A 20,647-nucleotide genomic window follows, 5' to 3' on the forward strand; every position below is an offset into this window, starting at 1 on the left:
CAGACAAAGTTAAGTAAGTTTAAGTGATCAGAACAATAGTTCCTGCAATAATTAACAGGGCACCAGCAAGTACTTTAAGGGTAATGGCTTCCTTTAAAATTAAAAAGGAAAGCAATATGGTCAGCGCGACACTTAATTTGTCAACAGGGGCTACCTGTGAAACTTTGCCCATCTGCAATGCCTTAAAATAAAATACCCAGGACAAGCCTGTGGCCAGACCTGAAAGGAACAGGAAAAGCAAATTGTGTTTGGTCAGTTCTGTAATTCCTTTAAGCTCACCCCGGAAAGCAACAATGCCCCATGCAACGAGTAAAATGACCACTGTTCTGATTGCGGTCGCGAGATCTGAATTGACGTTAGTGACCCCGATTTTTGCGAAAATTGCAGTTAGAGAAGCAAAAAAAGCAGAGAGTAATGCATATATCCACCACATAAGCTGATGATTTTAAAATCCGTCTAATGTATTAAAACTTGTAACTTCGTCTGCCAATTCATTGACCATGCCTGAAAATAAGATTGTATTATATATATACCGCAATTTTGATTCCATAATCATTTCTTTACTTGCTTTTTTCAGCATATTGATTTTTACCGGGCGGAATGGAATTGGCATTTCTCCCGATTCTATCGCTTATCTGAGTACAGCAAGGAATATTCATCAGCACCATCAAATGCTGGATTATAACCTGCAACCCCTGATTGCCTTCCCGGTTTTTTATCCCATGTTTTTAAGTGTGGTGATGTTTATTTCCGGAAAAGATATTGTTGTTGCAGCTGCTTTTTTAAATGCCCTGATGATGGCATTACTTATTCTGCTTTCCAGTCATGTCATTAAAAGGTGTCAGTTGAAGTCTGCCTGGTACAGGCGTATTTTACTTTTGTTGCTGGTTTTTAGCCCTGCATTAACAGAGGTGTACGGGATGCTGTGGTCAGAAACCTTATTACTGCTGTTTAGTCTGCTCTTTTTTTTATGCCTGGAAAAGTACCTGAACCATAAATCTGTTTTTTATTTGTTGTTGTGCGCAGGCATTGCAGGGTTGGCGACCACCACAAGGTATGCTGGTATTACTTTAACCGGTACCGCGGGCCTGCTGATTTTATTTGCCCCAGGTTTTAACATCAGAAAAAAGTTGGGGCACTTGTTTCTGTTCAGCATGGTTTCCTTTGCTTTTCTTGTCCTGAACCTGCTTCGTAATCATGTGCTTGGTAAATCCCTGACCGGACCAAGGCAATTTGGGCAAACACACGTTATGGATAACATCAGCTACTATGGCAAGGTATTGTGCAATTGGTTCCCGGTATTTAATGAACAGTACACGACAGGGGTAATTACCGGGCTGTCGGTGTTTGTTTTTTTAACATTCATGTTCTTTTACAGGTGCGTCCGCAGACAGCAATATTCCAGTCAGCAAAATATAACGGCTGCTTTTGTAGTGGTCTACTCAATTTTCATCATCGGTATTTCTACGCTTTCTCATTTTGAAGGAATCAACAACCGCCTGATGGTTCCCGTTTTTATACCGGTTTTATTGGCAGTAAGCTATTGGATTCCATTTTGGCTTTCCGGCTTAAAGCCACTGGCGAGGAAAACGGGCATCGTGATGTTGACTTTGTTCTTGTTGCTGCTGCAGTACAAAATCATTGTTCACCTGGAAGAAATGTACCGCGATGCAGTAGATAACGGGATTCCGGGATACACGGATAATTCCTGGAAAAATTCTTCGACAGCAAATTTTCTGGCAGCGCATCCAGGTTTTCTGAACTCTGGCTATAAAATTTATTCCAATGCACATGAGGCCGTTTATTTTAATGCCGGGGGGTTAAGGGCGGATGAAATTCCTCAGCGTGTTTATAAAGATTATACAGAGGCGTTTTATAAAGAAGGTATACACTATGTGATCTGGTTTAACCAGATTGATGACCCTGAGCTGATCAGCCTGCCCGATATTCTTAAACATAGAAAACTACTTCATACCTACAAATTCAGGGACGGTCGTATTTTTCTGTTGTGTAATCCCAAGGCCTAGGGAGGGCTGTTCCCCGGTACGGTTTTTTAATAGGGGAAGAAGGCTTCATCTGATTGTAAGGCAATCATTTTTTGGTATTTTGATATGATGTGTTTTTTTACTAATTTTAATACAAGATATTAAAAACCAGTTCTTTGATGGATGTCAGGGTACTGGGTTCAATCCTCATCCCTATAGATTAATTGTTGTCATTTAAAAACTCAAGACCATGAAAACAGTTCAACAGTTGCTTAGTACAAAATCAAAAGAAATATTTGCAGTTACCGCAGCAATATCTGTTCTGGATGCACTTAAAGTAATGATGGAAAAAAACATTAGCGCTTTACTGATTATGGACCAGGACCAGCATCTGCTGGGCATATTTACCGAAAGGGATTATGCAAGAAAAATTATACTTCATGGGAAATCTTCTCTGGACACTCAAATCTCGGAAGTGATGACAGCCAATCCGGTAACCGTGAAAGTAACGGACAGCATTGAAGATTGTATGATGAGAATGACAGAAATGCACATCAGACATTTACCTGCTGTTGAAAACGGAAAATTGATTGGCATGGTATCTATTGGTGATGTGGTGAAATTTATTATTGAAGACCAAAAACATACGATAAATGCACTGGAAAGCTATATCAACAGCTAACAAAGCAGAATCTTTTTCTTAAAATGCCAAAATGATTGAATGACTGGTTTAAAACAGGTAGAAATAATTCAGCGAAATAGTTTTCTTTGAAAGTTAATGCGTACTGAATTAATCTGACCAAATTTAAACCACATTTTTAAATGACAGCGATCCGTTTCAAACTATTGATCATTTTTCTTGTTTTTTTCTGTTCATTTTTTTGTGCCCGGGCTCAAGAGTTGAACTGGACAGAAGTTCAGCCGGGAATATGGAAAGGCCAGACTGGAAAAGTAGAAAACTATGATTTGATTAAGGCATCTGGTGCCGAACCTTTTACCGAAGGTCTTCAAAAACTACCTAAAACTGATTTTCCAATCGGAAAAGAAGCAATTAAAACGCAAATTATCGATGGAAAAACCTATTTAAGACTGCCTCTGGAAAAAGGAGAACAGATTTACGGACTTGGGCTTAATTTTCAAACTATACATCAAAGGGGAAAAGTACTGCGCCTGCACGTTGATCATTTCGGTGGAAAAGATAATGGAAGAACACATGCACCCGTTCCTTTTTATGTCTCTTCAAAAGGTTATGGTATTTTTATCAATACCAGCCGTTACATAGATATCTACGTGGGCACTGCTGTGAGAAAAGACAGCAATCATGCTGGTGAAGCTAAAGACAGAAATACAGATAAAGCCTGGACTTCCCGTCCCTACTCGGATGCCGTAGAAATATTGGTTGCTGCCCAGGGCCTGGAGTTTTTTGTTTTCTCTGGCCCCAAACCCCTGGATGCAATTAAGCGTTATAATTTGTTTTTTGGAGGGGGCCCTTTACCTCCCAGATGGGGATTGGGTTTTACGCAACGCGTAAAAAGCCTGTACACTGCTGCAGATGTAGAAAAGGAAGTAGAGGAGTTTAAGCAGAAAGGTTACCCTTTGGATTTTATAGGTCTGGAGCCAGGTTGGCAAAGCAAATCTTATCCATGTACATTTGAATGGGATAAGGGCAGATACCCGGACCCTAAATCTTTTGTGACTGGTCTGTTGAACAAAGGGGTAAGGTTAAACCTCTGGACAAATCCGTACATATCTCCAGACGCTTCTTTTTATCAGAAAATATTACCTTTTACGGGTTCACATACAGTTTGGTCAGGAGTAGTCCCGGATTTACAGACAACTCAGGCCAGGGACATTCTGTTTGGGCAAATGCAAAAAGACCAGGTTAGCCTTGGTGTAAGTGGTTATAAGATTGATGAAGTAGATGGATACGATCATTACTTATGGCCGGATGTCGCTACTTTCCCATCTGGTATTAGTGCGGAACAAATGAGACAAACTTATGGGGTATTGATGCAACGCTATAGTACAGAAATGTTCAAAAAGCTTAACCAACGGACTTATGGCCTGGTCAGGGCTTCTAACGCCGGTGCCAATTCTTTTCCTTATGTGATTTATGATGATTATTACAATCATGAGGATTTTATTACAGCCCTAATTAACAGTGGGTATTCCGGAGTATTGTGGACCCCCGAAGTCAGGGCTTCTAAAAATCCGGAGGAATGGCTCAGAAGGATGCAGACAGTGATTTTTTCCCCAATGGCCATGATTAATGCCTGGTCTAGCAGTACCAAGCCCTGGTCCTTCCCTGAGGTGGCTTTACAAGTTAAAGAAATGGCGTTGCTGAGAATGGAAATGATGCCTTATTGGTATTCGGAGTTTGCAAAATATCATTTTGAAGGTCTCCCCCCTTTTCGGGGAATGTCCCTTGAAGACGGATTTTCTGCCGAAGCTGTAAAAATCAAAAACAAAACGAATCTTGAAGATAATCCTTATGAAGAAGCACTGACCAAGGAAATTAAAGATCAGTATATGGCTGGTGAAAATCTTTTGGTTGCTCCCTTGTTCACCGGACAAAAAAGTCGTAAAGTTGTACTTCCCAAAGGGAAGTGGTACGATTTTTTTACTGGCGCGTACGCAGGGGACGGAGAGGTAATTACTGTAGAACCTGGTTTAGATAAAATTCCTGTTTATGTAAAAGATGGTGGAATTATACCAATGATGAAAGCCAGGTTGAATGCACCAAGGGGAAATGAAAAAACAGACCTGGAAATTCGGTATTATGGAACCGCTCCGGGAAAATACACTTTGTATGATGATGATGGGGAGAGTTATAATTATGAGAAAGGACAGTATAGTTTCAGGGAAATTCAGGTAGCACTTTCTGGCGGTGTTTTAAAAGGAAGCATCGCAGATGCCCCGAAAGGAAAGCCTAATACCATAGGTAAAATAGTTTTTAAGCAAATGACTAAACCATAAATTAAAATAAATGAGATTGATCAGAAATGCATCGGGGTTTGTACTCCTGTTCCTTATGACGGCCCAGATGGGAAAAGCGCAAAAAGTTAATGTTAAAAAAGCATTTGAGCATGCTGAAAAGCAAACAGACCTGATGCTCAGTGAACTTGTTTCCAAAACCAATGCGAACCTGGTTTCTCCCAGAACACTGGAAAAAGGAGCGCTTAAACTGGTTGCTTCCAAAGATTGGACCAGTGGTTTTTTTCCTGGTGTTTTATGGTATTTGTATGGGCATGACCATCTGGCGAAAAGAGAAGAAGAAGCAAAAAAATATACCGCTGGTATCGAAAAAGAAAAAGACAATGGTACAACCCATGATATGGGTTTTAAAATATACTGCAGCGTAGGTACGGGCTATCAGCTCACCAAAGATGCCCATTATAAAGAGGTATTGATGGCCTCCGCTAAAACGTTATCTACACGTTTTAATCCGAAAACAGGCGTAATCCGTTCCTGGGACCATAGTAAAGACAAATGGCAGAACCCAACCATTATAGACAACATGCTGAACCTGGAACTGCTTTTTGAAGCAACCAGACTTACAGGTGATTCTTCTTTCCATAAAATAGCAGTCAGTCATGCAAATACAACTATGAAAAACCATTTCAGAGCAGATTACAGTTCTTATCATGTTGTAGATTATGATCCCAATACGGGAGCTGTATTAAAGAAAACCACACACCAGGGCTATAGTGATGCTTCTGCCTGGGCAAGAGGACAGGCATGGGGGCTATATGGTTATACGATGTGTTACCGTTATACTCATAACACCGCCTATCTGGAACAGGCAGAACATATTGCCCGTTTTATTTTTAGCCATCCGAACATGCCCAAAGACCTGGTTCCTTATTGGGATTTTAATGCCCCGGCTATTCCAGATGAACCAAGAGATGCTTCGGCCGCTGCAGTCATCTCTTCGGCCTTATATGAACTGAGTGGCTACAGTAAAAGCAACCGTAAATCTTATCTTCAAAAAGCGGATCAGATCCTGTACAGTTTAAGTACAAAGTATATTGCTCCTGAAGGCTCCGCTAAAGGTTTTATCCTGTTGCAGAGTACGGGATCCAAACCTTCTAACAGCGAGGTTGATGTACCACTTTCCTATGCTGATTATTATTACCTGGAAGCATTGACCCGAAAATCTAAATTATAAAAAAAGAACCCATAAAAGCCCCTGATGATTCCTTCAGGGGCTTTTTGTTTTTTTTGAAAAATAAAATCCTATATTCCTGTAACCTTTTTTTAAGACCAGAGTTTATAAGCCAAATTAACCAAACAGACTGCTTGAATATACTAAGTGATAATGCGATCATGCTTAAGGTGAAAGCAGGGGATCCCGATAAAATGGGATTGCTATTTGAGAGACATAGCCGTGCTTTATATGGCTTTCTATTCCACATGAGCAATCATAGGGAAGCTAGTGAGGATATGGTTCAGATTGTTTTTTACAGGATGCTGAAATACAGCCATAGTTTTAGCGGAGAGGGTGAGTTTAAAACCTGGATGTACCACCTGGCGCGGAATGTCTTGAAGGATCAGGCAAAGAAAGATAAGCGAATGGGAAACAGGTACGACATCGCTGATTTCTCCGAAAAGATGGGGAACGGTGAAAGTGCTGATGGAGATCTGCAACGGAAACAAGACCTGAATACATTGCAAAATGCATTGAACAGGTTAAACGCTGACCACAGGGAGGTTTTGGTAATGAGTAAATTGCAGGAATTGAAGTATCATCAGATCGCGGCTGTAATGAATATTACAAAAGGAGCGGTCAAAGTCAGGGTCCACCGGGCGATTAATGAGTTAAAGGAAATATATGCAAAGGTGAATACAAAACAGGATGGTGATGAATTGCAAAAAAGATAAAATTACAGACTGGATCAATGGCCAGATGACTTCGGCAGAAAGCGAGGCATTTGAGCTGCACCTGATACAATGCGAGGCCTGCAGCGCAGAACTTGCCCGAGAACAGGCATTGTGGAATAGGATAGGAGCGCTTACAATACCTGAACCTTCGGCCACAATGGACATCCGGTTTGGGCAAATGCTGGAAGATTATAAAATTGCCTCCCGACAAAAGGAAAGTCTATTTGAAAGTCTGAGTAAAAAAATTAAACAGCTTTGGAGCCTGCAACCAAAGTTCCAGATGGCCTATAGTGTGGTACTGTTGCTGATGGGATTGGGTTTAGGTTATATATTCAGTCATAAGGAGACCGGCAAAGTGAACAGGGAACATCTGGCTGCGCTTTCCTCAGAGGTAGAGGAATTGAAAGAAACAACAATGCTGTCTCTTTTAAATGATCCCTCCGCTTCCAAACGGATTCAAGCCATTGGGTATACCAATGAGATTAAAGATGTTAACCAGGAAGTGGTGGATGCTTTGTTTGCAACGCTAAATAACGATTCAAATGATAATGTCAGACTGATGACCCTGGAAGCATTGACCAGGTTTGCAGACCAGCCGAAAGTAAGGGAGGGACTTGTCAAATCCATTGTAACCCAGGATTCTCCTCTGGTGCAGGCTGCACTGGCCGATGTGATGCTGAAATTACAGGAAAAACGGGCTGTGGGCTCGTTAAAAAAGTTACTTGAACAAAGAGACCTGAACGATATGGTCAGGGATAAAATAAAAGAAACCATAACCAACCTGATTTAAACAAAATTTTTATGAAGACAACAGTATTGATATCCCTTTTAGGGGGATGGGTGCTTTTTTGTGCCCCATTATTTACAAAAGCTCAGGAGTTTAGTGAGCACATTACAAAAGAATTTACAGTAGGTAAAACTGGAAACAAAAGTGTATTATCGGTATACAATATACAGGGCTCCATTAAAGTTGAAGGTTATTCCGGAGATAAAGTTGTGATTGAAGTAGATAAAACCATTTCGGCCAAAAGTCAGGATATGCTGGAAACCGGCAAAAAAGAATTCCGTTTGGCATTTGAGCAAAAAGGAGACAGTATTACTGCTTATATTGCAGATCCTCAGGATTCCAGACCACGTAAAAGCTGGAGAGATGGGAGCGACCGGGAAGTGAAATATCGTTTTGCTCTTGAATTTGTAATCAAAGTACCGATGAACATGTCACTGAATTTATCTACCATTAATAAAGGAGTGATCACCGTGGACCAGGTTAACGGGCCATTGCACCTGAGAAATATTAACGGGTCGATTTCATTGAATAAGATAAAAGGGGTGACAGATGCACGCACGGTTAACGGCGACATTAGTGCAGATTACCTGAGCAGTCCTTCAGATGCCTCCACTTATGCGACTATAAACGGGCAGATTAAGGTCATTTATCCTGCAAACCTCTCTGCGGATCTCCGTTTGAAAAGCATGCGGGGTGCATTTTATACCGATTTTGAGAACCTGTCCGTACTTCCTGCTGAAGTCAGCAAGAGTACAGAGAAGACAGATAAAGGAACCTTATACAAAATGAACAAAAACTCTGATATGAGGATTGGTTCAGGAGGGAAATTATTTAAGTTCGAAACGCTCAACGGTGATATTATATTAAAAAAACAGTCTTAAAAATAAAAGCGATGAAGATGTTAAAAATTGGAATTTCAGTGCTATTGCTGGTTGTATCAAGTTTGATCAGTCAAGGCCAAACAGGAGCAAAAGATCAGTTAAATGTTCCTTTGACTGAGCCTGGAAAACCTTACAGGCTTGAAGTGAGTTTGCTGAGGGGCTCTATTACCATTGTTGGCTATGAGGGCAAGGAAATTATTGTAAATGTTCGTACAGAAGAGGAGGAGAATAAAAGGGCTAAAGAAAGTGAAAATCCTGCTGGTATGAAACGCTATACATTGGACAATAAGGCTGATGTGACCGCAGAAGTAAACAATAATGTGGTAAAGGTAAGGTCCAGGTTGCCAAATCAATTGCATCACCTGACCTTAAAAGTCCCGCTGACAGAGTTGAGCTTAAAACTGAAAGCAGTAAATAATGGAGATATTACCGTAAGTAATGTAAATGGTAATATAGAAGCGACAAATGTAAATGGTGCAATCCAGATAAACAAAGTTGCAGGCTCGGTTGTGGCCAATACCATTAATGGAAATATTGTGGTGAGTTTTAGGAGTATTGATCCTAAGGCCTCAATGGCATTTTCTACACTTAACGGTCACGTTGATGTGAGTTTTCCTGAAAATTTAAAGGCCAATTTGAAACTGAAGTCAGATAGGGGTGAAATTTACAGTGATTTCAATATTGTCGCCGAAGCTGGAAAGCTTACCACTGAACAAAATCAGAAAAAGGGATTGTTCCGGATCCATTTGAATGACTGGCTAAATGGAAAAGTTAATGGCGGTGGCCCGGAAATGCTGATGAAAAATATGAACGGTAATATTTATGTCCGCAAGACAAAATAAATAAGCCTCAACCCAGAATTTATGAATGTGAAAATATCGGTCCTGTTGACCGTATGGATGAGTATTGCCTATACATTTGGCTTTGCCCAGGGTCCGGGAGTCATCAACGGAAAGGTCCAGGATAAGCATAAAAAAGCAGTTGATGGTGCCTCAGTTGTATTAATTCAGAATGGTCTTAGTCTGGCTAGTGCGCTGAGCCAGGCAGATGGTTCCTTTGTTTTTAAAGGCATCAAAACTGGAAATTATACTTTTGCAGTCAGTGCTGTTGGTTTTAAAATTTATAAAAGTACTCTTGTTGAACTTTCGGACGGCCAGTCTTCAGTCCAACTGGCCCCGGTGATGCTGGAATCAACAGATGTGACCTTAAAAGAAGTAAATGTAACAGCGCAGAAGAGTTTTGTTGAAAACAAAATTGACAGGACAGTGGTTAATGTGGGTTCTATGATTTCTAATACGGGATCCAATGCGCTGGAAGTGCTGGAGAAAGCGCCAGGTGTGTCTGTGGATGAAAATGGAAACATCAGCTTTAAGGGTAAAAATGGGGTGATGGTTTTAATTGACGATAAACCGACTTACCTGTCGGCTGCCGATCTTGCTGCCTACCTGCGGGCTTTACCCTCGGGAACTTTAGACAAAATTGAACTGATGGAAAATCCTCCCTCCAAATACGATGCTGCGGGCAATGGCGGGGTGATTAATATTAAAACTAAAAAGTCCCAAATGTCGGGCTCCAACGGGTCTTTATCTGCAAGTTATCGTCTGGCCAAATACCAGCAGACCAGTGAAAGCTTCAACTGGAACTACCGGACACCTAAGGTTAATTTTTTTGCGAATGCTGCTTACAGTTATAATGACCCTTATCGCAAACTTGGAATAGAAAGAGCGTATTTTAAGGCAGATGGAAGTTTGAATTCCGTATTTAGTCAGGAAACCTATTTCAGAAATAAAAATCATAATGGCAATTTAAAACTGGGTTTGGATTATTACTTGTCACCAAAAACGACTTGGGGTGTAGTGTTAACCGGCCTTTTATCACCTGGCAGATCTGATGCAAATGGAAATACGATGCTGCTAAACGGTTCCCGAATGTTGGATTCGACATTGGTGTCTATTAATTCCTCAAAAAACAAGTTCAGTAAAGGAGGGCTTGGACTGAACTATACCCATCAGTTTGACAGTACCGGGAAGTCCATTAGTTTTGATTTCGATTATATACATTATGCCTCAAGGGCAGATGAAAGCTTTCAAAGCAATAGCTATTATCCCAGCGGCGACCCCAGGGGGTTTCAACTCATCAGCGATCGTTTGCCATCGGATATAGATATTTATGCGTTCAAATCGGACTATGTACTTCCTTTTAAAGACAAAAGCAAACTGGAGACCGGGATTAAAACCAGCTACATCAGTACAGACAATGCAGCCAGTTATTTTGATCAGACTGATGGGGGAAATATTCCCATTAACGACAAAACCAACCATTTTTTATACAAAGAAAACATCAATGCGGCTTATGTTAGTTTTTCCAGGTCCTTTCGGCGCTTTGACATCAAAGCAGGTTTGAGGCTGGAAAACACAAATGGTTTTGGTCATCAATTGGGAAATGTCAGCCGACCGGATTCTGCTTTTACAAAACATTACACCAATCTTTTTCCGACGGCTTATTTATCTTATAAATTGGATACCGCAGGTCATCATGTATTGATCGTTTCTTATGGGCGGCGGATTGACCGTCCAAATTACAGAAGTCTTAATCCTTTTATTTTTCTGGTGGACAAGTACACCTATTTTGCCGGAGATCCTTATATCCGGCCACAGTTCCTTAATAATTATAAACTGGCCTACAGTTATAAAAGTGTGCTCACTACTGCTATTTCTTATAACTACATTACCGATGCGCTTAATGAAAGAATAGAACAAAAAGGTGATATTTTTATCAGCAGGACAGGGAATATGGGAACGGAAACCAATTATGGAGTCTCTGTGAACCTGGCCTTAAAACCTTTAAAATTCTGGACGTTGAATGCTTATACCGAAGTCATCAGAAATAGCGTTGAAGGATTGTTATATGGTCGTTATTTTACGGCTTCGTCTACTTATTGGTCCTTCAATTCCAGCCAGCAGTTTATGCTTCCTGATGGCTGGAGTGCAGAGCTCAGTGGGTTTTATTTTGGCAGAAGAGCAAGTGGACAATTTGTAAATGATTCCCGCTGGCAATTGAATTCTGGTATTCAGAAAAAAATCCTGCAGAATAAGGCTTCCCTGAAATTAAGTGTCAGAGACATCTTTAACAGTTACATCTCTAAGGGGACTATTAATGGCATTCCGGGAGCACAAGCCTTTTATAAAAACAATTTTGATTCCCAGTCACTGACACTTGGTTTTACCTACAATTTTGGGCAGGCATTAAGCAGTGCTAAAAAACGGGATACAGGGAGCAGTGAGGCTGAACAAGGAAGAGTGAAATAAAAAAAAAAGCCTGAAATGTACATTCAGGCCTTTTTTTATTTCTTTTTTCTGAAAGCCAGCTGGGCTTTATATAAGGACGCAGGATTTAAGCCAGGCTTATTCAGGCCTTCCCAGATCCCGTCATTTCTTCCGGAGAAACGTCCTTCATATTTCTGTCCCTGTAAACCAATAGCGTAGTTAAATCCGGATACCCATGGACTTTGTACTGCTGCTTTTTTTGCCTGGCAGTTCCATAGGATCTGCGTAACCCCAGACCAACCATGGCCGCTGCCCCAGTTGCCCCGGTCCTGGATATCAATATCGCCGTCGGTAATAATGTTGTCGTAAAGTGTGCCTGCGGACCAGCGGTGATGTGGGCCAATATCACTTTGTGAATGACTGGCAAGACCATCCAGAAAGACATTCGGGCCGAGAACTTTTGCTCCTGTTACAAAATCGTGCCTGCCATAAGTTGTTTTCATTCTCATGAAGAGGTTTAATTGTCCGTTATTGTTAAAAGAATATCTTCTTCCACCGGTAACAATAGATTTAGGATCCAGGCAAACGGCGTCCATTACGGTTATGTTTTTGGCCTGATCGCCAAGGCTTACAGCGGCATAACCAAAATGCCTGGCAGTTATATTTCTAATCCAGCCATTTTCTATCGCATTGTAATCTATAGCGATCCATCCGTGATCTTCATCTTTGTCGTCCTGGAATTCAGATTCAAAATACATGTTTTCTATACCAACTTCTCTGATCCTTCCTTCGAATTTGTATTTAAACAGGCTGGCCTGTGTATATTTTGGATTGATTTCCATCACAACAGGGTTATCAAAAAACACTTCATTTCCTTTAATCCCGGTAATTTCTCTCTGAAATCCAAGATTGTATTCTTCAGGCTTCCACTGCCTGGTTCCCTGACGTTCTACAATCTGATCCATTTTAAGGTCTGTAATCCAGTTCTGGCTTCCTGGATAATAAAGGATAATCTGGTCACCTGGACGAAAAGCAGAAGCATTTTCAACCTTCACGGAAAAACTGCCTGTGGGAACAAAATCTTCAAAGAGTTTTGTTCTTGAACTTTCAATGGGCAGGGGCTTTCCGGAACCACTTATTTTAAAAAGCGAGCGCTGGCCTTTACCTGTAGCCAGAATTTTAGTCCCGGATTCGGTATCACCTTCTCCCCTGAGGACAATACCTCCTGTTTTGATGAAAATGCTTTCCGGGATCTTCCACGTTCCTTTTTTAAGCAAGATCGCCCCTCTAAGCCCCGATGCATCGGGATTGAGCGCAGAAACTTCATCAATGGCATCCTGAATGATTTTCTGATCATCTGTGCCATTTGGGGAGATGGTTTTTACTACTTTAACGCTTGGGATTTCTTTGTCACTGTGGTGATAGCCAACTAAACTGAAATCAGGAATCGTATTTCCTTTTTCATCGGGGTGGTAAACCAGGCTGCCATCCTCTTGGATGCTTAATAACTTAGATTGCCAGGGATCTTTAGTGCTGAATTTAAAGGCAAATAAAGCAAGCAGAATGATGGCGAAGTGTAAACGGTGGTTTTTGAGTGTGGTCATGGTGGGTTCCTGAAATTTTAAACTCTAATTTTAATGTAAAAAGGGGATTCATTTTTTCAGTTCAAGAGCATAGTATTCAATTATTTTGGCTAAGGGAAAGTCTTTGCGCATTGACCAGGGGCAAGGGCTGACAAAAGAGCTGAATAATAAGCTAAATGGGCAAAACAATCACAGTTCGAATTTGGCTTTATTGCAGAATTGATTCTTAGATTTAAGCTAAACCAAAAGACTGACCACATCATGAATACTCAATTTATTAAAGCCTCCCTGTTTGCTGCCGGACTATTACTGGTCAGTACGAGCTTTGCCCAAAACAAAAATGATCTTAAGAACTGGCCATCAGGATATGCGCCTTTAGAAGTTGGAAAAAGGATAGCTGCCCATTTTATTGCTACACCTCATACGAATTTTGGCAGACCAACCCCGCCAAAGGTCATTACCTATCCGGAAAGCTGTACCTGGTATGGTGCCCTGAAATTTGCAGGGGCTAGCAGGGATAAGGAATTGCTTGGCCAGCTGGCAAAAAGGTTTGAACCATTTTTCGGACCTGAAGCAAAACTGATTCCTGTTCCGGATCATGTTGACTATTCTGTATTTGGCTCGGTGCCTTTACAACTCTATATTCAGACAAAAGAACAAAAATACCTGGACCTTGGAAAAGGAATTGCAGATAAACAGTGGGGGCCACCGGAAGGACCAAGAGTAGTTGCAGCTTCCCATGAATTTTACAAGCAAGGGTTAACCTGGCAAACCCGGTTATGGATTGATGATATGTTTATGATTACAGCCTTGCAAAACCAGGCTTATCTTGCCACTGGTGAAATAAAGTATATTGACCGTGCTGCAAAAGAAATGGTGGTATATCTGGACTCCCTGCAAAAACCCAATGGTTTATTTTATCACGCGCCAACGGCGCCTTTTTACTGGGGCAGGGGGAATGGCTGGATGGCTGCAGGCATGGCAGAATTGCTGGGTTCGTTGCCCAAAAATCATCCTGAAAGGGCAAGGATTATGAAAGGTTATCAGATGATGATGGCTTCATTGCTAAAGCACCAGGCTGAAGATGGCATGTGGCGCCAGTTGGTTGATGATGCAGAATCCTGGAAAGAAAGCTCTTCTACCGGAATGTTTACCTATGCGATGATTACTGGTGTGAAAAAAGGATGGCTGGATGCAAAAACCTACGGACCTGCGGCAAGAAAAGCATGGATTGCCCTGGTTGGATACATAGATGGAAATGATGAGGTAAAAGATGTTTGTGAAGGGACCAATAAAAATACAAGCCGGCAGTTTTATTTGGATCGCAAAAGGCTGACAGGTGATTTACACGGTCAGGCGCCAATTCTTTGGTCGGCAGCAGCCTTGCTTCAGTAAATATTCTGTGGTAAAATCAGGTTACGAAATCGATTCATTTTGTTTATTCGCAGTTTTTATCAAAAAAATGCCAATATAACAGAACGATTTGGCAACATCCATTTATCATAACTGTTTCTTTTTTACTCTCTTTGAACAACAAACACATTTTATGTCCAGAAATAAATACCTGTTTCCATTTATTATGATTACCTCCCTGTTTTTTTTATGGGGATTTGCTTACGGTTTGTTAGACGTACTGAATAAACATTTTCAGGAAACACTGAACATTACCAAAAGCCGTTCAACCTTGTTACAGGCTGCTTATTTTGGTGCATATTTTCTTGTTGCATTGCCTGCAGGAATATTTATGAATAAATACGGCTACAAAAAAGGGGTGATCCTTGGATTGTTGCTTTATGCGGCCGGGGCATTTATGTTTTATCCGGCAGCAGAGCAATCCAGTTTTAATTTTTTCTTGTTGGCTTTGTTTGTGCTGGCTTCTGGCCTTGCCTGTCTGGAAACAGCGGCAAACCCTTATGTGACCGTATTGGGAAAGCCGGAAACTTCTGCAAACCGGTTGAACCTTTCCCAGTGTTTTAATGGCGTAGGCTCTTTTTTAGGACCTATATTGGCATCATATCTGTTTTTTGGAAATAGCGGCGAGTCAAATGGAGGGAACCTGGATTCGGTGAAACTAATTTATGTACTGATCGGGATCATTGTATTGCTGATTGCTGGTATTTTTATTAAAACTACTTTACCCGAAATTAAAGAGAGTGAGTTGGTCACTTCTGAAAAACTCAATGCCAAGCCTTTGTTCAGCCATAGCAATTTTACTTTTGGTGTTATAGCCCAGTTTTTTTATGTGGCTGCCCAGGTGGGAATAGCAGCTTTGTTTATCAATTACTGTACGGAAAGTGGGGTCGGTATAAACAATGCCAAAGCGGCCAAATTACTGTCCATTGCACTTATTTTGTTTACAGCTGGGCGTTTTGTTGGTACTGCTTTAATGCGGGTCGTTGCTGCCAATAAATTATTGGCTTTGTATGCGGTGATTAATGTATTTCTGTGTGTATTGGTAATTCTGAAGCAGGAATGGATCTCAGTATATGCGCTGATGGCTTTGTTTTTCTTTATGTCCATTATGTTTCCAACTATTTTTGCTTTAAGCATTAAAGATTTGGGACAACATACCAAAAAAGCATCCTCCTTTGTCATTATGTCAATTGTAGGTGGCGCATTGATGCCTTATGTAATGGGTTTAATGGCAGATCAATATTCTACCCCGGTATCTTATCTGGTGCCTTTGATGTGTTTTGTAGTGGTTTTCTTTTACGGACTCAGGGGTTATAAAGTAAATAAATAAAATAAACGATACTATACCTCATGGAACGATACTGCTTAACGCTTGATCTGGTTGATGATGCCGGCCTGATCAAAGAATATGAAAAATGGCACCAGCAAATATGGCCGGAAATAAGTTCCAGCATTAAAGACAGTGGTATTGAAATGATGGAAATTTACAGGTTCAGTAACCGGTTGATGATGATTATGGAGGTAAACGGTGCTTTTAGTTTTGAAAAAAAAAATAAAATGGACCAGGCGAATGCCAGGGTTCAGGACTGGGAACAACTGATGTGGAAATACCAGCAAGCTGTTCCAGGGGCAAAACCCGGAGAAAAATGGGTATTGATGAGCAGGATATTTCAATTGTAATTTATGAACGGAGTAAAAGTTACCCAATATATACAAATACACCCTGCAGATAATGTGCTGGTGGCCCTGGAGGATTTACCTGAAGGTAAAGAGATTAGTTACAATGATCAACTGTTTAAATTGCACACTGCAGTGCAGGCGAAGCATAAATTTACAGTTTCTGACATGATTCCAGATGAAGAGATCTTTATGTATGGGGTTTTAGTAGGAAAAGCAGCGGATTTTATACCTCTTGGGGCAGCCATCACGGTAGACAATGTTAAACACGCCGCCGGGGATTTTCAGCTTTCGGAAAGAAAAACCGAATGGACCCAGCCCGATGTTTCCAGGTTTAAGGATAGGAATTTTGAAGGTTTTCACAGAACAGACGGATCAGTCGGAACTGCAAACTACTGGATTGTTGTTCCATTGGTTTTTTGTGAAAACCGAAATATTAATGTTTTGAAGGACGCCTTAGTTGCAAAACTGGGTTTCCAAAAAGCAAAAAGTTATGAAAATGAGGTGGACCACCTGATCGACCTGTACCATGCCGGGAGTTCAGTGGAAAAGATTTTATCGGCAGATTTACAGGCTTCTTCGGCTGGACCAACATCTAAAAAACTGTTTAAAAATATAGATGGTATTAAATTCCTGAACCATGATATGGGATGTGGGGGTACAAGAATGGATTCGGATGCGCTTTGTGGATTATTGGCTGGTTATATAACCCATCCCAATGTCGCGGGGGCAACCGTGCTGAGTCTGGGTTGCCAGCATGCGCAGGCGAGTATTCTGCAGGCAGAAATTAAAAAAAGGGACCCGCAATTTAGTAAACCATTATTTATACTTGAACAACAGAAAATTGGGACAGAAAGTAAATTACTGCAGGAAGCCCTGAAACAAACTTTTTGTGGTTTGATGGAAGCCAATAAACAGCAAAGACAACCCGCTCCGCTTGCCAAGCTTTGTATTGGTTTGGAATGTGGAGGCTCAGATGGGTTTTCAGGAATTTCGGCAAACCCTGCCCTTGGACATGTATCGGATTTGCTCGTTACATTGGGAGGAAGCGTTGTCCTTGCTGAATTTCCGGAGCTTTGTGGGGTAGAGCAGGAGTTGAGTGACCGCTGTGTGGACGAAGAAACTGCATCTTCATTTATGGGCTTAATGAGAAGGTATAATGAACTGGCTGAAGCAAGTGGTTCGGGTTTTTATGCGAATCCTTCTCCTGGAAATATTAGGGACGGACTGATCACTGATGCGATCAAATCGGCCGGCGCAGCGAAAAAGGGCGGAACTTCGCCGGTAACTGCAGTATTGGATTATCCGGAGAAAATCACCAAAGCCGGACTGAATTTACTTTGTACCCCGGGAAGTGACGTGGAAAGTACGACTGCAGAGGTCGCTGCGGGAGCCAATATCGTTTTGTTTACTACAGGTTTGGGCACACCAACAGGAAACCCCATCAGTCCGGTCGTTAAACTTTCGACAAATACCAGGTTATATGAGAAAATGCCTGATATTATAGATATCAATTGTGGGACCATTATAGAAGGAAAAGAAAGCATTTCAGAAATGGGAGAAAGAATACTTGATTATGTGATAGAGGTGGCCAGCGGACGACTAAAGCCAAAAGCAGTGGAATTGGGTCAGGATGATTTTATTCCGTGGAAGAGAGGAGTTTCATTATAAATAGATCAATATGTTTAGTTTAGAGGGAAAAACGGCAGTGATTACCGGTGGCGGCAGTGGAATAGGTAAAGCCATCGCTGTACTTTTTGCAAAACAAGGTGCACAGGTACATATTATAGAATTGAACGCCGCCGCTGCAGAAGAAACTGCATCAGAAATTAAGAATAACGGGGGGAAAGCATTTGTGTATGGTTGTGATGTGAGTAATCAGCAGCAGGTATTGGATACATTTAGTCAGATTGGTAATACCGATATCCTGGTTAATAATGCAGGCATTGCACATATTGGTACAGCAGATACAACGGCAGAAGCTGATTTTATAAAGGTCTTTAATGTGAATGTCAGAGGCGCTTATAATTGTCTGTATGCTGCAATTCCTCAGATGAAGCAAAAGGGGGCAGGAGTGATCCTGAATATGGCATCAATTGCTGCTGTGGTGGGAATTACCGACCGTTTTGCTTATTCCATGAGTAAAGGAGCTGTTTTTGCAATGACCTTGTCGGTTGCACGAGACTATATGAAGGACAATATTCGATGTAACAGCATTTCACCTGCAAGGGTGCACACCCCTTTTGTTGATGGCTTTATTGCTAAAAATTATGCCGGGCAGGAGGATGTTATTTTTGAGAAATTGTCAAAAAGCCAGCCTGTGGGACGAATGGGGAAACCCGAAGAGGTTGCTGCTTTGGCTTTGTACCTATGTTCCCAGGAAGCTGGATTTATTACAGGAAATGACTATCCCTTAGACGGAGGTTTTATTAAATTGAATAACTAAGCAACTGAAAGTTGTTTGAAAATAAGTAAAAGTAAAAAAGAATAAAATGAAACTAATCAGATGGGGCCTTGCAGGTAAAGAAAAAACGGGAGTAATTGTTAATGATATTAAATATGATACTTCGGCTTTTGGAGAGGATTATAACGAAACATTTTTTGAAAACGACGGACTAAAAAGACTGGAAAAATTTCTAAAGGAACAAGAAGGAAAACTCAGGGTAATTTCAGACCAGGAACGATTGGGTTCTCCCATTGCCAGGCCATCTAAGATTGTCTGTATTGGTTTAAATTATGCAGACCATGCTAAAGAAACCAATGCCCCGATTCCGCCTGAGCCTGTAATTTTTATGAAATCCACGACTGCTTTGACAGGCCCTTTTGATGATATTGTGATTCCAAAAAATTCTGTAAAAACAGACTGGGAGGTGGAACTTGCGGTTGTCGTTGGTAAAAAGGCTTCTTATGTAGAAAAAGAATCAGCGATGGATTATGTTGCAGGTTATGTGTTGCACAATGATGTTTCTGAAAGGGAATTTCAGATCGAAAGAAATGGAACCTGGGATAAAGGAAAAGGTTGTGATACTTTTGCCCCATTAGGCCCTTTTCTGGCTACAGCGGAAGAAATTAAAGATGTCAATAACCTGCGCTTGTGGTTAAGCGTAAATGGTAAGATGATGCAGGACGGTAATACTTCCAATTTTATTTTTGATGTGCCTTTTGTGATTTCCTATGTCAGTCAGTTTATGACCTTATTACCGGGCGATGTGATTTCTACAGGAACACCAGCTGGCGTTGGTTTGGGTTTTAATCCTCCGGTATATCTAAAAGCGGGAGATGTGGTTGAGTTGGGCATAGAGGGTTTGGGAACTTCCAGACAGGAGCTTAAAAATTATGTTAAAAATTGATTCGCATCAGCATTTCTGGAAATATGATCCGCAACGGGATGGCTGGATAAATGAAAGTATGAACATCCTTAAGGATGATTTTTTGCCGGAACATCTTTTATCTATCCTGCAGCATTATGGTTTTGCAGGCAGTGTAGTGGTCCAGTCGGATCAGAGTGCTGAAGAAAACAGGTTTCAATTGAAAAATGCCGAAAATTACCCCTTTATTAAAGGGGTTGTCGGATGGGTGGATCTTCAGGCCGTTGACCTGCAGGAGCAGCTTAGCGAATACAAAAAATATGACAAACTAAAAGGCTTCAGGCATATTTTACAATCTGAAGCAGACAGGGCACTGATGCTCCGGCCTGATTTCATAAATGGTATCCGGACACTGAGCCGTTTCGATTATACCTATGACCTGTTGATTTTTCCTGATCAGTTAACCTATGCTAAAGACCTGGCTTCGGCCATTCCACAGCAGTTATTTATACTGGATCATCTTGGTAAGCCAGATATCAGAAATAAAAACATCAGGCAATGGAGCAGGGATATCCTTGAGCTGGGTAAAAGGGATAACGTGTTTTGCAAAGCTTCCGGAATGGTGACCGAGGCAGATTTGAAATACTGGAAGGAAGAAGATCTTCGGCCTTATCTGGATGTATTGTTTGAAGCTTTCGGACCTGGCCGGATCCTTTTTGGATCAGATTGGCCGGTATGTCGCCTGGCAGCAACTTATGGTCAGGTCACCACAGCAATGAACAACTACATGGCTGAATTTTCAAAACAGGAACAGGAACAGTTTTGGGGTGGTAATGCACTCAGGTTCTATAAATTAAAGAAATAAC

At 41.2% G+C, this 20,647-nt stretch carries 18 protein-coding genes; 16 read left to right on the forward strand and 2 right to left on the reverse strand.

Annotation, left to right across the window (positions count from 1 at the left end; translation table 11 throughout):
* Positions 1–19 precede the first annotated feature (19 nt).
* Positions 20–433 (reverse strand): EamA family transporter, encoded by a 414-nt coding sequence (locus B0O44_RS15415; protein ID WP_110832230.1) that lies wholly within the window; start codon positions 431–433, stop codon positions 20–22.
* A gap of 67 nt (positions 434–500) precedes the next feature.
* On the opposite strand from B0O44_RS15415, the gene B0O44_RS15420 reads away from it, so the two are divergent.
* The 9 genes from B0O44_RS15420 to B0O44_RS15460 all read left to right on the forward strand — a co-directional run bounded on the left by B0O44_RS15420 (position 501) and on the right by B0O44_RS15460 (position 11,842).
* Positions 501–2,027, forward strand: coding sequence for a hypothetical protein (locus tag B0O44_RS15420; RefSeq protein ID WP_110832232.1), 1,527 nt, complete (start codon positions 501–503; stop codon positions 2,025–2,027).
* Between the two features lie 208 nt (positions 2,028–2,235).
* Complete coding sequence (locus B0O44_RS15425; protein ID WP_110832234.1) at positions 2,236–2,667, forward strand: CBS domain-containing protein; 432 nt, start codon at positions 2,236–2,238, stop codon at positions 2,665–2,667.
* Between the two features lie 140 nt (positions 2,668–2,807).
* Positions 2,808–4,961: a glycoside hydrolase family 31 protein gene (locus B0O44_RS15430; protein WP_110832236.1), complete on the forward strand. Its 2,154-nt coding sequence runs from the start codon at positions 2,808–2,810 to the stop codon at positions 4,959–4,961.
* Positions 4,962–4,971: 10 nt separating this feature from the next.
* Positions 4,972–6,153, forward strand: coding sequence for a glycoside hydrolase family 88 protein (locus B0O44_RS15435; RefSeq protein ID WP_110832238.1), 1,182 nt, complete (start codon positions 4,972–4,974; stop codon positions 6,151–6,153).
* Between the two features lie 131 nt (positions 6,154–6,284).
* A complete protein-coding gene (locus B0O44_RS15440) occupies positions 6,285–6,866 on the forward strand; it encodes an RNA polymerase sigma factor (protein ID WP_211321388.1) in 582 nt (193 codons plus the stop codon).
* Positions 6,847–7,656 (forward strand): HEAT repeat domain-containing protein, encoded by an 810-nt coding sequence (locus B0O44_RS15445; protein WP_170123346.1) that lies wholly within the window; start codon positions 6,847–6,849, stop codon positions 7,654–7,656. Before B0O44_RS15440 ends, B0O44_RS15445 begins: the two co-directional genes overlap by 20 nt.
* A gap of 11 nt (positions 7,657–7,667) precedes the next feature.
* Positions 7,668–8,534 (forward strand): DUF4097 family beta strand repeat-containing protein, encoded by an 867-nt coding sequence (locus B0O44_RS15450; RefSeq protein WP_110832244.1) that lies wholly within the window; start codon positions 7,668–7,670, stop codon positions 8,532–8,534.
* A gap of 11 nt (positions 8,535–8,545) precedes the next feature.
* Positions 8,546–9,376, forward strand: a complete 831-nt coding sequence (locus B0O44_RS15455) for a DUF4097 family beta strand repeat-containing protein (protein ID WP_146229850.1) — start codon at positions 8,546–8,548, stop codon at positions 9,374–9,376.
* A gap of 21 nt (positions 9,377–9,397) precedes the next feature.
* Positions 9,398–11,842, forward strand: a complete 2,445-nt coding sequence (locus B0O44_RS15460) for an outer membrane beta-barrel protein (protein WP_110832248.1) — start codon at positions 9,398–9,400, stop codon at positions 11,840–11,842.
* 35 nt (positions 11,843–11,877) lie between these two features.
* On the opposite strand, the gene B0O44_RS15465 is transcribed toward B0O44_RS15460, so the two are convergent.
* Positions 11,878–13,404 (reverse strand): hypothetical protein, encoded by a 1,527-nt coding sequence (locus B0O44_RS15465; RefSeq protein WP_110832488.1) that lies wholly within the window; start codon positions 13,402–13,404, stop codon positions 11,878–11,880.
* A gap of 240 nt (positions 13,405–13,644) precedes the next feature.
* Here B0O44_RS15465 and B0O44_RS15470 point away from each other — a divergent pair, with 240 nt between their 5' ends.
* From B0O44_RS15470 to B0O44_RS15500, 7 genes are all read left to right on the forward strand, one after another.
* Positions 13,645–14,778: a glycoside hydrolase family 88/105 protein gene (locus B0O44_RS15470; protein WP_110832490.1), complete on the forward strand. Its 1,134-nt coding sequence runs from the start codon at positions 13,645–13,647 to the stop codon at positions 14,776–14,778.
* A 151-nt stretch (positions 14,779–14,929) separates the two neighbouring features.
* Positions 14,930–16,126, forward strand: a complete 1,197-nt coding sequence (gene fucP, locus B0O44_RS15475) for an L-fucose:H+ symporter permease (protein WP_110832493.1) — start codon at positions 14,930–14,932, stop codon at positions 16,124–16,126.
* A gap of 20 nt (positions 16,127–16,146) precedes the next feature.
* Complete coding sequence (locus tag B0O44_RS15480) at positions 16,147–16,476, forward strand: L-rhamnose mutarotase (RefSeq protein WP_110832495.1); 330 nt, start codon at positions 16,147–16,149, stop codon at positions 16,474–16,476.
* Between the two features lie 3 nt (positions 16,477–16,479).
* Positions 16,480–18,144 (forward strand): UxaA family hydrolase, encoded by a 1,665-nt coding sequence (locus B0O44_RS15485; protein WP_110832497.1) that lies wholly within the window; start codon positions 16,480–16,482, stop codon positions 18,142–18,144.
* 10 nt (positions 18,145–18,154) lie between these two features.
* Complete coding sequence (locus B0O44_RS15490; protein WP_110832500.1) at positions 18,155–18,919, forward strand: SDR family NAD(P)-dependent oxidoreductase; 765 nt, start codon at positions 18,155–18,157, stop codon at positions 18,917–18,919.
* A 46-nt stretch (positions 18,920–18,965) separates the two neighbouring features.
* Positions 18,966–19,823 carry a fumarylacetoacetate hydrolase family protein gene (locus B0O44_RS15495; RefSeq protein ID WP_110832502.1) on the forward strand — a complete coding sequence of 286 codons (858 nt, stop codon included), beginning with the start codon at positions 18,966–18,968 and terminating at the stop codon, positions 19,821–19,823.
* Positions 19,810–20,646 (forward strand): amidohydrolase family protein, encoded by an 837-nt coding sequence (locus B0O44_RS15500; protein ID WP_110832505.1) that lies wholly within the window; start codon positions 19,810–19,812, stop codon positions 20,644–20,646. Before B0O44_RS15495 ends, B0O44_RS15500 begins: the two co-directional genes overlap by 14 nt.
* The last annotated feature ends 1 nt before the right edge of the window (position 20,647 follow it).

The organism is Pedobacter nutrimenti (assembly GCF_003208655.1).
GTDB lineage: Bacteria > Bacteroidota > Bacteroidia > Sphingobacteriales > Sphingobacteriaceae > Pedobacter > Pedobacter nutrimenti.

What these genes read in the sequence shown, in the direction of transcription:
- B0O44_RS15415 (WP_110832230.1), bottom strand. Translation starts at nt 433, where the DNA reads ATGTGGTGGATATATGCATTACTCTCTGCTTTTTTTGCTTCTCTAACT.
- B0O44_RS15420 (WP_110832232.1), top strand. Translation starts at nt 501, where the DNA reads ATGCCTGAAAATAAGATTGTATTATATATATACCGCAATTTTGATTCC.
- B0O44_RS15425 (WP_110832234.1), top strand. Translation starts at nt 2,236, where the DNA reads ATGAAAACAGTTCAACAGTTGCTTAGTACAAAATCAAAAGAAATATTT.
- B0O44_RS15430 (WP_110832236.1), top strand. Translation starts at nt 2,808, where the DNA reads ATGACAGCGATCCGTTTCAAACTATTGATCATTTTTCTTGTTTTTTTC.
- B0O44_RS15435 (WP_110832238.1), top strand. Translation starts at nt 4,972, where the DNA reads ATGAGATTGATCAGAAATGCATCGGGGTTTGTACTCCTGTTCCTTATG.
- B0O44_RS15445 (WP_170123346.1), top strand. Translation starts at nt 6,847, where the DNA reads ATGAATTGCAAAAAAGATAAAATTACAGACTGGATCAATGGCCAGATG.
- B0O44_RS15450 (WP_110832244.1), top strand. Translation starts at nt 7,668, where the DNA reads ATGAAGACAACAGTATTGATATCCCTTTTAGGGGGATGGGTGCTTTTT.
- B0O44_RS15455 (WP_146229850.1), top strand. Translation starts at nt 8,546, where the DNA reads ATGAAGATGTTAAAAATTGGAATTTCAGTGCTATTGCTGGTTGTATCA.
- B0O44_RS15460 (WP_110832248.1), top strand. Translation starts at nt 9,398, where the DNA reads ATGAATGTGAAAATATCGGTCCTGTTGACCGTATGGATGAGTATTGCC.
- B0O44_RS15465 (WP_110832488.1), bottom strand. Translation starts at nt 13,404, where the DNA reads ATGACCACACTCAAAAACCACCGTTTACACTTCGCCATCATTCTGCTT.
- B0O44_RS15470 (WP_110832490.1), top strand. Translation starts at nt 13,645, where the DNA reads ATGAATACTCAATTTATTAAAGCCTCCCTGTTTGCTGCCGGACTATTA.
- fucP (WP_110832493.1), top strand. Translation starts at nt 14,930, where the DNA reads ATGTCCAGAAATAAATACCTGTTTCCATTTATTATGATTACCTCCCTG.
- B0O44_RS15480 (WP_110832495.1), top strand. Translation starts at nt 16,147, where the DNA reads ATGGAACGATACTGCTTAACGCTTGATCTGGTTGATGATGCCGGCCTG.
- B0O44_RS15485 (WP_110832497.1), top strand. Translation starts at nt 16,480, where the DNA reads ATGAACGGAGTAAAAGTTACCCAATATATACAAATACACCCTGCAGAT.
- B0O44_RS15490 (WP_110832500.1), top strand. Translation starts at nt 18,155, where the DNA reads ATGTTTAGTTTAGAGGGAAAAACGGCAGTGATTACCGGTGGCGGCAGT.
- B0O44_RS15495 (WP_110832502.1), top strand. Translation starts at nt 18,966, where the DNA reads ATGAAACTAATCAGATGGGGCCTTGCAGGTAAAGAAAAAACGGGAGTA.
- B0O44_RS15500 (WP_110832505.1), top strand. Translation starts at nt 19,810, where the DNA reads ATGTTAAAAATTGATTCGCATCAGCATTTCTGGAAATATGATCCGCAA.